This window comes from Pedobacter suwonensis, assembly GCF_007833675.1.
Taxonomy (GTDB): Bacteria; Bacteroidota; Bacteroidia; order Sphingobacteriales; family Sphingobacteriaceae; genus Pedobacter; species Pedobacter suwonensis.
Genome location: NZ_CP031708.1, coordinates 2,872,785 through 2,884,878, shown reverse-complemented (window position 1 = coordinate 2,884,878; position 12,094 = coordinate 2,872,785). Strand labels below are relative to the sequence as shown.

Genomic DNA, 12,094 nt, shown 5'->3' with positions numbered 1-12,094 from the left:
CACCATACTATTTAATCTTATCTAGAAAATTTAATTGGCAATATGATAATCTAGCCTTATCATAATTGATTTTTCTTGTCGGTAGTTTTGAAAAAAATAACAAATACTTACATGAAAAAAAATTACAAATTAAAGGCTATTTGTATGCTGTGCATAATAACAGCGGCATTTAGCAGTTGCAAGAAAAGTAAACTGGGAGAAGAGAAGGGACTAACAAATAACCACAATGCACTTGCAGGTTTTGGGAGAGATGGAAAAAATGATTTGTTGGGTTATGGGTATAATGTACTGGGAGAATTTGCAAATGCCAGTGCAGCTACTCTTCCAGTCATTAACGTTGATAAGTTACAGGCTGACCAATCCACAAGAGTAATATGGGATCTTTCAACTAGAACAGACGGAAAATTAGAAGCTGGTAGCGATGCCGTTTCCTATTTGAATAAATTAACTACACATTTTAGTAGCACTTTTGGTGCTGACTTTTTGGGGATGTCATTGTTCAGAACCACTATAACTGGAAGTTACAATTATACAGATAGTTTTTCATCTAAAAACATTTACAGTAGCTATAATTTATTGATTCAGCAAAAGAGGGTTAAATTGAATGCACAAAGGGATGTACTTCTGTCTTACTTAGAGCCAGAGTTCATTTCTTTTGTTCAAAACCAAACGCCAGAAGCTATTGTGAATAGGTATGGTACCCATATCTTAGCTGATATTATACTAGGAGGAAAATTGGATGTTATCTATCAATCAGAGACTTCAAAGTCTGATAGAATTACAGCAAGTTCGGCCGGAGTAGATATCCATGTAAAAAAGATTTTCAATCTAAATACAGGGTATACTTATGATACTAACTATACCTTAGAAAATTCTGCCCAAAAATTACATTACGTAACTAGTGGTGGAGATCCAACTAGAAGCTTAATAGGCGATATCGTTATCGGGAACGCCTCTAATCCGAACCCCACTCCAACGATCAACATTTCAGCTTGGCAAAATAGCTGTACATTGGAAAATTCGGTATTGATAGATATTCCAAGCAATGGCTTATTGCCTATCTACGATTTTATTCCAGATCAGGCAAAAGCTTTAGCAGTAAAGAATTACATCATACAGTATCTCACAGTTAACCAAGCTTCATTATTGCCTACCACCTTTTACGAGTATTATAATTCAGTAACTAATAGACATGCTTATCATCTAGGCCCAAATATGGAGCAGTATTGGGGTAATTATCATCACAATGCAGAACCTTTTAAGGTTTACGCCACGCAATATGCTGGATCGGTTCCTTTATATCAATTCTATAATCCGAGTATTGATAATCGTGTATTGACAACAAACAGATATCCAGGATTTGGCGGGTATAATTATGACGGCATACTTTGCTATGTATATAAGACTCCAACCACAGGTACAGTACCCGTTTATGAATTTTATAGCGCATCGGGTGGACACCTTTATACCACTAATAGAAATGCATCATTCCCAGGCTGGTCTTACAATGGGCAACCGTTTTATGCATTTCCAAATTAACTAGTGTTAAAAAAGAATTTAACGACGAAATATTTACATTAATGAAAGAGGGTCTCAAGAATTATTTGAGACCCTTTTTTCATCATCACTTTTATTCTTTCTTAAACGAAATGCGACCAACAATAGATCGTTTCTTCATAAGATCCATTCGGATGTTTAACAAGCTTTTATTTTCCGCAATTAACTTAAATTTTTTTAGTGTTAAATCAAGATATTTTGTGTGTCGTATTTTGTCAATTTATTTGTTTAATTCTATTAAAATTTATTATTAATTATCATATCGATAACCTAATCTTATCATAATTAGTCGCCCCTTAAAAACAATTTAAATATTTGATTGTCAATAATTTGTTGATAAATTTCAGTATTATAAATTGCGGGTTTTGGTTATATTTATATCAAAAGCTTGCAGATATTTATGCTTAAACAACCAAAAAACACAACACAACTAAGTTTTTTACAGCCGGGTTTAAAGGAACAATTGTCGAACAAACATCCCTTGTACATTTTAGCGGAGTATGTTAACTGGCAATTGTTCGAGGACAGTTTTAAGAAGTATTACAAGGAGAATTTTGGCCGCCCGGCCAAGCCGATCCGCCTGATGGTAGCGCTGTTGATGCTCAAGCACATCCGCAACCTGAGCGACGAAAGTGTTGTAGAACAGTGGGCAGAGAATGCTTATTACCAATATTTCAGCGGAGAGCGGGTATTTGCGGCAAAAGCCCCTTGTGAGGCATCAGAGCTTGTTCACTTTCGTAACCGTATCGGTGCCGAAGGTGTGGAACTGATCTTCAGGGAAAGTATCCGTATCAATGGAAAAGGTGGCAAGGAAGATAAGGCCAGCATAGACACTACTGTACAGGAGAAGAACATTACTTATCCTACCGATAGCAAACTGCACCGGAAGATCATCAAAAAATGTATCGGGATAGCTGACAAAGCAGGACTCGTGCTTCGTCAGCGTTATACCCGCACTTTAAAGAAGCTGAGTGTTGAACAGCGTTTCCGCAACCATCCTAAGAACGGAGCCAAAGCGCGGAAAGCAGACAAAAAAGTAAAAACAATAGCGGGCAGACTGGTACGGGAACTACAAAGGGAATTACCGGCAGAAAACTACAAAACCGACCTGGAGCTGTTTGAGCGTGTACTCCTCCAAAAACGGCAGGACAAAAACAAGGTGTATAGCCTGCATGAGCCGGATGTAGTATGCATCAGCAAAGGCAAAGAGCATAAAAAATACGAGTTTGGCAGTAAAGTATCCATCACAGTCACCCAGAACAGCGGTGTGATCATCGGTGCAATCAATATCCAGGGGAATGACTACGACGGACATACACTGGATGCAGCTCTGGAACAACAGCAAAGGTTAACCGGTCATACGCTTAAAGAGGTCTTTGTAGACCGGGGTTACCGAGGGAGAAAAGAGGTGCTCGGAACTACTATCCATACCCCAAAAACTTTCAGCAGTAAACTAACGAACTACCGAAAGACCAAACTAAAGGCAGGCTTTACCAAAAGAGCGGCCATCGAACCTAAGATCGGGCATCTGAAAACAGACCATCGCTTAAGCCGCAATTTTTACAAAGGAATAAAAGGCGATAACATCAATGTAATGTTAGCTGCCGCCGCGATGAACTTCAAAAGGATGATGAATATCTGGAAAGATCATCTTTGGGCGCTTTTTTTAAGCTTTGTTCAGCTCGTAAAAACATTCATGAAACAACCAAAATATGATACAATCTTTGTTCAATGACTTTTTAAGGAACGACTAATTAATCTTTCTTGTCAATAGTTTTGTTAAAAATAACAGATAAATACTGATGAAAAACAATTACAAATTAGGGGCTATTGTATGCTGTGCGTGATTACAGCGGCACTTAGTAGTTGCAATAAAAATGAACTTACAGAAGAAAAAGGACTTACAGTTAATCATAAAAATTTAGCCATTGCTGAAGATGGAAATGGGATCTATTAGGACATGGTTTTGACGTAACAGGCGAATCATTTGAGAGAACCACTGCTTCGAAAGTGTCTATCATCGATATCGATAAATTTTATAAGGATTATCCTACTAAAATTGTCGCATCAACAGATACAAAAGGAGGATATAACGTTTATTATGGTGCAAACGCTTATGACTATGGTGAATGAAGCTAATAAGAAACAAACTTTTAGAGGTACAGATTCAGAATGGTATTAAGTTTTATGGATTTCGGAATGCTGATTAGAAAATGTTAGTCTGTAATATTTTTCGTACATAAATGTTAAAAGAGTTCCGAATTTATTCGGAACTCTTTTTTTTAAAGGATATTTGTTCGTTTATATAACCAATTAATGAATACTGAACTAACTAAGGAAACTGCGCCTTTAAAAAAGAATTTTGATTTTGTTGATACTATAAGGTGCATATCCATGATGGGAATAGTACTTGAACATAGTCCTATCATTGGAAATGATATTTATGCAAATAACTTCGACACGTTTATTGGAGCATCATTTATTCAACTCTTCAAATTTAGTACGATTGCTTTTTTTTTAATAGGGGGCTTTTTAATAAATTATAAGTTTCAGGAATATAATTCATTACAATATCTAAAAAATAGGTTTAAAAATACAATAAAGCCTTGGATGTTTTGGGTTTTTATATTTATGGTTCTTACCATTATAGATCGTTATGTCGCTTACCGTAAGGGTGGGGACGGGATGATTGTTACTCATTTTTTTCAGTATCTTTTGGAGCTGTTGAATCATGCACTATTTTACACGACTTATTGGTTTATATTAAATTTTCTAATTTGTATTACAATTCTATTAATATTTAAGAAATTCTTATATAAGATTTGGTTTGGGGTTATTCTAGGATGTATTTCAGTTGTATATAGTATTAATCTGTATTACGGTTGGTTTATAACGTTACATTCTGCTGCCTTATTTGGATTTATTTTTTATTTATGGCTAGGTGTTTATTTAAATAAATATTATGATGAGGTTATTGTATTTTTAAATAAAATTCCGTGGTATAAAATTTTATTTTTAGGGGCTATTTCATTCGGGCTGGCTATTGCTGAGTCATTTAAACTATTGAACCTTGGCTCGAAAGATGCATATAATACATTGCGCGTTACAAATATTTTTTACTCTTTCGTTATTTTTGCAATTCTCCTCAAAATAGGGAACATAAAAATTCTACAGGAGAAACTTCAACCAAGGAAAACAACGTTTGGTATTTATTTAATCCATTATTTATTAATCAGTAGATTTTTGCCATTAATATTTCAACCTCTCAAATTGGATTACGAACATTTCTCGATCTGGACAAATACCGGAATCCTCTTGATTCGATTTTTAATTGCCTATTCTTTGAGTTTTATCCTCACTTCTTTAATTTTGAGAACAAGATTAAAATGGTCCGTTGGACAGTAATCTGATACAGTTCTTTTCCATATTGTAGTTTAATACTTACCCGCTTTTTACTATACTGAAATAAAAAGTAGTCATTTGAATGAATAATGTAAGATAATATTTTAAGTAAGTTGGTACATTTGCCATAATTTGCGGATACAAAATCATAAATTTGTATATGATGTTATAAAGGGCGCAAAATTCAAATAAGAGTTACTCTAACGATGGGCGAAATTAGCACCACAATTATACAGTCAGTTATTTTACTTACAGGGTGCATAAATCCCGAAGGAATGACTTTTACAAAATTGCAAAATCCTGAAACGAGAAGACTGCAATATATTGAAACAATTAATTTTTATCTTGAGAAAACGAAGAATCTTATTGTATTTGTAGAAAATTCAGGAATTGATATATCCGCAGCATTTCAAAACTCAGCTCATAGAGCAAGATTGGAGATTTTTAGTTTCTTTGGAAATAATTTCGATAAATGTTTAGGAAAAGGGCATGGAGAAATGCTAATTCTAAAGCACGCTTTTAAACATTCAAAATTTATAGAAAGAAATAATAGTGTTTGTAAGATAACAGGCCGATATAAAGCTTTGAACATTAACCCGATATTAAGAACTTATGAAAAGTATAGGTGTAATGTTATGGTAGACTTGCCTTGTCAATTAAAATATTCTGACTCCAGGATATTTATCGCTGATAAGGCCTTTTTTACAGATTTCTTGTTCTCAACTTTGGATTTGATTAATGATAGCCAAGGCTATTATTTAGAACATGCGCTAAACAGAGCTGTATTGTTTTCTATCATGGAAGGTAAATATTCATATCTACCCTTTAAATATAAGCCTAGATTAAAAGGACAGTCTGGTACAGACAATCTAAATTATGATTATTCTTTTTCTTACTGGTTTCCTCTTAATATTAAGCAAATTATTCGATTTAAAGTATTCTCTAGGAAATTGGAAATTAAGTTCTCTAATTAGTAAAATTTATATCCCTTATTATTCCATTTATTCTTTTAAAAATTGAAGGTATCTATTATAACAATTAATTATAACAATGTAGACGGTTTAGAAAAAACTATTGAATCTGTTATTAATCAAACCCACAATGATATTGAATATTTGGTTATTGATGGTGGATCTGATGATGGAAGCGTTGAAGTTATTAAACAATATTCTGAAAAGATAAATTATTTCGTAAGTGAGAAAGATGGAGGTATTTATAATGCGATGAATAAGGGCATAAATAAATCGACTGGCGATTACCTTCTTTTTATTAATAGTGGAGACAGCCTTATTGATGCTAATATCTTGACTGAAATAATGAGCGAAAACAGGATGGAAGATTTAATTTATGGAAACCTGTATCTTTATGATTCAGAAAAACAATGGATTTGGAACTCACCTGATAAATTAACTTTTAGAGATTTTTATAATTATACAATTCCCCATCCTAGTACTTTTATTAAGCGCGAATTATTTAACAAAGTTGGGCTATATGACGAAAAATTAAAAATTGTATCAGACTGGAAATTTTTTCTTTTGGCATTAGCCAAATATAGCGCAAGTTATATGCATGTAAATAAGGTAATTACGGCTTATAGCTATGATGGAATAAGCTCCCGAGAAGAAAATTTTAAGAAAATTAACGCAGAAAGGTATGAGGTATTAAGAAATGAATTCAATTTTTTGGTAGATGACTATGTAGAACTTGAAAAACTCTCTTCAGAAATGAAAAGGATAAAAAACTTTTTAAAAATAAGAAAATTTTTCAAATCAATATTTAATAAATAGTTCTGTTGCATCGTTCATATTTAAATATAATAATTCAATATAAAGGTCACGAGTAAACTGAACCAGTAGTGCCTGCATTTTTAATGTTCTTCTTTCCCAATGCTGTATACAAGCTTCTAATTGCCTATTAATATTTGAAGATTAATTCTTTTTTTGGTTTTGTAATTATAAAGGTAATTTTATCCATTTTTAATGAAAAAAAGTATATTATTTATTACTCAAAATTTAGGTAGGACTGGGTCAGAGATGGTACTATGGTATCTATTAAAAGATTTAGATCCTAATCAATATTCAATTACACTTTTTTGCAAAAGCAAAGGTGAGATGCTTGACTCTTTACCTTCTCACATCGAAAAGCATATTTTATACAAATACAATCCCAACAAATGGCTTCGCTTTTACAGAAAGCTCATCAAATTTTTTGGTGTAAATCCAATACAACATCAACTAAATATTATTCAACAAAAAAGTAAAGCAAACGTATGGTTTGTAAATACAGTTGCTTTTCCTGAAATATTTGAAATTGATAAACCTAAGAATATTAAGTTCTTTACCTATGTTCATGAACTATTATATGCTTTTAGCGAGATAAAACGTACTACACTCGAAAAAGCTATTGCTTATTCAGATGTTTGCATTGGTTGTTCTGATGTTGTTTGTAATGCATTATTACCAATACATCATTTTGTGGAAAAGCAATATAGTTTTATAGATACAGATACAATAAAAGTTGACCTAAAAGTAGTTAATAGTCTAAAAAAATTACACGGCATTTTACCAACCGATTTTGTATGGGTTGTTTCGGGTGGAACAAAATATATGAAAGGATTTGATTTAGTATTGCCTATATTAGATCGATTCAGCGAGCAAAATATTAAGATATTATGGCTAGGTAGCGTCATTGAAAATGGGCTGACTTATTATGTAAAACACATCGCGGATGAAAAGCATCCTGGTAAACTAATCTGCATCGGTGCCGAAGCTGAAAATTATTATAATTATATGGCTATAGCTAATGGCTTTTTATTGTTATCCAGAGAAGAAACTTTTTCGTTAGTAATGTTGGAGGCCGCCTATCTTCAAATTCCAATTGTAGCTTTTAATGTTGGTGTTGCTGCCGACTTTGTAAAGCACGAAATGGGCTTTGTTGCATATAATAATACACTTGCGGAAGTGCTAGATGGAATGGATAGGATTCATGAGCATAGTTTCATTAATAAAGAAAAGTTAAGAGATGAAGCTATAAGGTTTAATAAAAATGAGCAGTTGCCAAAATTTGAACAGCTTTTAAAAAAATTATTTAATGTTTTTTCTATATTCACTCTCAAAATTATATTTATCTATTAAAAAACTTTAGCTTTAAAGTATTAAAAAACGATTTTTTATTTAAATTATTTTTACTGGTGTAATAGTTGGGCTTGTTGACATAGTGTTCGTATTGGTTGGCTTGTAGCACTGCATGGTACTTGATTAGTAAGGGTTTTAGGTCTGGCCGCATTTCTGATGTAAATAAAGCCCATTTAGAAATTTCTTCGGGTGCGAAGTAGTCCCAACCACTATAGTGGAAAAAGCTAAGTGGAGTAACATTGTTGATCAAGAAAGTGCCATTTACTTCTGAAATTTCTCGTTCGTGTAAATTCCAATAAGCAATATTCATTCCCTGATTATTTTCTATAAATACGTTTTTAAAGTATAGTGGAACAAGATTCAACCATAATTGTTCACCGTAAAAGCCTCTTTTGAAATCGTAGATACATTCTTTGACTGATCTTTCTCTCAACCACGATATATATGAATCGGTTTCTGCTGATTTTTTCAATTTAAAAAAGCCTCCATTGTATAGTCCCGCATTTAATACTTCCAGTTCTTGGCGCTTCATGTCAATATCTGGGGGATGTGTAAAGTGAGGTGTAATGAGAATATCTCCGTTATTAATTGTACTTGATGGTAATTTTCCAAAAAAATAAGTATCTGAATCGCAAAATATAACCTGATTGATATGTTCTTGATCCAGGAAATGTTTTGCAAACAATACTTTTGAGCAATTAGCTAACTGCATTGGATTATAATTTTGGATAATGAAGTCAAATTCCTCGAAGCCTATTTCATGAAGTTGGACGATTGGGTATTTCTGCATGAGATCGTTTGATGCAATCTCTTCGTTGGTTAAATAATCCGCAAGACATATGCAAAACTCAAATTCCGGATGAAAAAGTTTAGCAGAATCTAATAATGATACCGCAAAGGGTAGATAATTTGTGGTGACAACTGTAAAAAATAATGTCATTTCAAGAATATTTTATCTAATTTTTTATAGCAACTTTCCTTTTCATAATTAAGATTAAAGGTGGTTAATGCGTTTTCTGATTGTTTTTGGTATGCCGATTCATCAGTTAACAGTTGCACAATGCAATTTCTAAACTCAACCGGATCGTCACTTACTAGGCAGCCATTATTGGTTTTGTCAATCAAACCATCAATTCCTCTTGTATTGCAAACTACAGGCATGCCGTAAGATAGCGCTTCTACAACCTTTATCTTAGTTCCTGTTCCTGTTAACATGGGGCATAGCGCTACTTTAGCATTAAGGTAGTAGCCTGATAGTTCTTCAACAAAGTGTACCGATGTAATATTGGATGCCTTTATCGAAAGGTGCTCGTTAATCTGACCAATAACACATATTTGCACATCGGTGGGCAACAATGGATATACCTCTTTAAAAAACCAATTGGCAGCTTTTTGATTGTGTATGTTATCGCTGGCCACATAAATCAGATCAAATGTTTTTTTATCAACTGAATGGATGGTTGATGGCCTATCCAGCATCATTGGTGCTAAAGCAACTTTGTTTTTACAGAACTGGCTAAAAATGTACTGCTCTTCAACAGAAATAGCCAGTGCAATATCAAATAACGAAATCCTTCTGATCTCTTCTTTAAAAGATTGACCAATATTAACCTTTCTTTGAAACTGAGCTGTTATAAAATCATGGGTATCAATTACTTTTGTCGCTTTTTTAGTGTGCTGGTTATGCGCCATCAATGTAGCCCAACTGGCATAGTTGATGAAGATATAGTCGTAATTGTTTTTTTTTAGGACTTTATTAAAGGCCCGCTTAAATCTTAGGGTAACTAACTCGGGAAACTGGAGAGGAAAAAACCAGGCCTTATTTTGATAGAAGAAATTTGGGAGTTTGTAAAAAAGCAGGTAATAAAGGATATTTTTTTTAGAAGGCTTTTTTTTTATTACATAAGTATTGTCGGCTAAGCCCGATTGCTCAAAGGCTTTAATATCCGTTTCATCCCAGCGACCGGTGTAATATTCGCTTACAAAATCAATTTCAAAATTTCTTGATTTAAAATAGCTTAACATGCTTAAAGCCCTGGTTCTGTTTCCCGCATTTTTTTTTAACGGATTATCGGGCATAAAAAATAATACTTTCTTCATCCGATCTTCAATCGTTAAAGGCTTGCATATCGATTAACCGCCTATATAAACCATTTTTATTCATCAATTCCATGTGGCTTCCACTTTCTACAACCTCACCTTTATCAATCACCACAATCTCATCAGCATGTTGTATGGTACTTAAGCGGTGCGCTATTACAATTGAGGTACGGTTTTTCATTAAATTATTTAAAGCATCCTGCACCAATTTTTCAGATTCTGTATCCAATGCTGAAGTAGCCTCATCCAAAAGCATAATTGGAGGGTTAGCTAGAACTGCCCTGGCAATGCACACCCGCTGTTTTTGTCCGCCCGATAGTTTATTGCCTCTATCACCAACGCTGGTTTGATAGCCATTTTCTGTATTCAATATAAAATCGTGTGCATTGGCAATTTTTGCAGCTGCAATTACTTCTTCTTCTGTAGCATCGGGTTTGGCAAAAGCGATATTATTAAAAATGCTATCGTTAAACAAAAACGATTCCTGGTTTACGATGCCCATTTGTGATCGGATGCTTTCAACAGTAAGGTCCTTATAGTCATAACCATCAATTTTGATACTCCCTGATTTTGGATCATGAAAACGTGGCAGTAAATCCATCAAAGTACTTTTTCCTCCGCCGGATGGGCCTACAAGAGCTACTGTTTGCCCTTTTTTAATGTCGAATGTTATGGAATTAAGAATTTGTTTTTCGCCATAACTAAATGATACATTTTGAAGGTTTATTGCACCGTTAAAGCTATCTAATACTCTAGCATCGGAGCGATTAACTAGTAATGGTTTGGTGTCAATTAGATCTAAAACACGTTCTCCTGCCGAAATCCCGGAGTGTATTCCGCTAAACGAGTCAGTTAAAGCTTTAATAGGCTGCATTACCTGAGAGAATGTAGCTAAATACACTACAAAATCTGCGGCATCCAAATCTCCCTTACCGCTTAAAATTAGGGTACCTCCGTATAATAAAATAAATACGACCACCAAAACTCCCAATGTTTGGGAAACGGGTGAAGCAAGTTGTTGCCTTCTTGCCATTTTTCTGTTCAAGTGAGAATAAAACTTGTTTTCATCATCAAACTTTTGCTTCATTCTTCCTGTAGAATTAAAAGCTTTGATAATCTTAATCCCACTGAGTGATTCATCTAAAAATCCAATCATCTTAGCAAACGATTCATGCGATTGCGTCGCCTGCTGCTTTAATCTTTTTACTATTTTGCTAATTATAAAGCCAGATACTGGAATAACTAATAATGAAAATAAGGTTAATTTTAATGAAATTGAAATTAAAACCCCTATGAAAAACATTAGCTGTAATGGTTCTTTAAAAACAACTTGCAGGGTATTCGTTACTGTAAACTGAACCACTTGAACATCGGAAGCAACCTTTGAAATGATATCACCTTTGCGTTCATTATTAAAGTAGCCTACATGTAAATTCATTACATTATTAAAAACTGTTTTTCTTAGATTTAATAAGGTATGCACACGCAAATCTTCCATAAAACGCTGAGAGAAATAGCGGAATAAATTAGATAAGAATACGGTTGCTATAATAACAATGCAGATAATTTGCAATGCATGTATCTTATCGTGTGCAATTATGGCATCCATATAATCATTAAACCTACCGAGAAAATTTAATGAGCCTGTAACTTTATCAGATTTAATGGCCGTAACCGCCTTACCAAGAAATAAGGCTTGCATCAGTGGACCGAGCAATGTGAATAAAAAAGTGTTAAAAATTATAGCGAATAATGTAGCAATAACATAAGGTATCGCAAACTTTTCAATAGGCTTCGCAAATGATAATAAACGAAAATAAGTTTTCATTAAATAATGTGTAAAACGGAATTTAGGCCAGAAACCAAACCCTAAAAAAATAATAAAATTCAAGCAAATGTAC

The 12,094-nt window shown here is 33.6% G+C and carries 9 protein-coding genes; 6 read left to right on the top strand and 3 right to left on the bottom strand.

Going from position 1 to position 12,094, the window contains the following annotated elements:
• Positions 1-111: 111 nt before the first annotated feature.
• The 6 genes from DV942_RS11710 (at position 112) to DV942_RS11685 (ending at position 8,093) form a co-directional block, all read left to right on the top strand.
• Positions 112-1,539 carry an MAC/perforin domain-containing protein gene (locus DV942_RS11710; protein ID WP_145857686.1) on the top strand — a complete coding sequence of 476 codons (1,428 nt, stop codon included), beginning with the start codon at positions 112-114 and terminating at the stop codon, positions 1,537-1,539.
• A gap of 418 nt (positions 1,540-1,957) precedes the next feature.
• On the top strand, positions 1,958-3,292 hold the full coding sequence (locus tag DV942_RS11705) for an IS5 family transposase (protein ID WP_222431107.1): 1,335 nt from the start codon (positions 1,958-1,960) through the stop codon (positions 3,290-3,292).
• 581 nt (positions 3,293-3,873) lie between these two features.
• Positions 3,874-4,962 carry an acyltransferase family protein gene (locus DV942_RS11700; RefSeq protein WP_145857684.1) on the top strand — a complete coding sequence of 363 codons (1,089 nt, stop codon included), beginning with the start codon at positions 3,874-3,876 and terminating at the stop codon, positions 4,960-4,962.
• 272 nt (positions 4,963-5,234) lie between these two features.
• Entirely contained in the window at positions 5,235-5,933 is a 699-nt protein-coding gene (locus tag DV942_RS11695) for a hypothetical protein (RefSeq protein ID WP_450091353.1), read from the top strand.
• A 42-nt stretch (positions 5,934-5,975) separates the two neighbouring features.
• Entirely contained in the window at positions 5,976-6,746 is a 771-nt protein-coding gene (locus tag DV942_RS11690) for a glycosyltransferase family 2 protein (RefSeq protein WP_145857680.1), read from the top strand.
• A gap of 192 nt (positions 6,747-6,938) precedes the next feature.
• Positions 6,939-8,093, top strand: a complete 1,155-nt coding sequence (locus DV942_RS11685; protein ID WP_145857678.1) for a glycosyltransferase — start codon at positions 6,939-6,941, stop codon at positions 8,091-8,093.
• Here the strand turns inward: DV942_RS11685 and DV942_RS11680 are convergent.
• Genes DV942_RS11680 through DV942_RS11670 form a run of 3 tightly spaced genes read right to left on the bottom strand, consistent with a single transcriptional unit; the run spans position 8,083 to position 12,021 of the window.
• A complete protein-coding gene (locus DV942_RS11680) occupies positions 8,083-9,033 on the bottom strand; it encodes a hypothetical protein (RefSeq protein ID WP_145857676.1) in 951 nt (316 codons plus the stop codon). The two genes, DV942_RS11685 and DV942_RS11680, sit on opposite strands and share 11 nt — an antisense overlap.
• A complete protein-coding gene (locus DV942_RS11675) occupies positions 9,030-10,193 on the bottom strand; it encodes a glycosyltransferase (RefSeq protein WP_145857674.1) in 1,164 nt (387 codons plus the stop codon). The genes DV942_RS11680 and DV942_RS11675 overlap by 4 nt, the downstream gene beginning before the upstream one ends.
• 7 nt (positions 10,194-10,200) lie before the next feature.
• A complete protein-coding gene (locus DV942_RS11670) occupies positions 10,201-12,021 on the bottom strand; it encodes an ABC transporter ATP-binding protein (protein ID WP_145857672.1) in 1,821 nt (606 codons plus the stop codon).
• Positions 12,022-12,094 lie beyond the last annotated feature (73 nt).

Excerpts from the sequence above, each read along its gene's own strand:
- DV942_RS11700 (WP_145857684.1), top strand. The coding sequence starts at position 3,874 with ATGAATACTGAACTAACTAAGGAAACTGCGCCTTTAAAAAAGAATTTT.
- DV942_RS11680 (WP_145857676.1), bottom strand. The coding sequence starts at position 9,033 with ATGACATTATTTTTTACAGTTGTCACCACAAATTATCTACCCTTTGCG.
- DV942_RS11710 (WP_145857686.1), top strand. The coding sequence starts at position 112 with ATGAAAAAAAATTACAAATTAAAGGCTATTTGTATGCTGTGCATAATA.
- DV942_RS11705 (WP_222431107.1), top strand. The coding sequence starts at position 1,958 with ATGCTTAAACAACCAAAAAACACAACACAACTAAGTTTTTTACAGCCG.
- DV942_RS11675 (WP_145857674.1), bottom strand. The coding sequence starts at position 10,193 with ATGAAGAAAGTATTATTTTTTATGCCCGATAATCCGTTAAAAAAAAAT.
- DV942_RS11695 (WP_450091353.1), top strand. The coding sequence starts at position 5,235 with ATGACTTTTACAAAATTGCAAAATCCTGAAACGAGAAGACTGCAATAT.
- DV942_RS11685 (WP_145857678.1), top strand. The coding sequence starts at position 6,939 with ATGAAAAAAAGTATATTATTTATTACTCAAAATTTAGGTAGGACTGGG.
- DV942_RS11670 (WP_145857672.1), bottom strand. The coding sequence starts at position 12,021 with ATGAAAACTTATTTTCGTTTATTATCATTTGCGAAGCCTATTGAAAAG.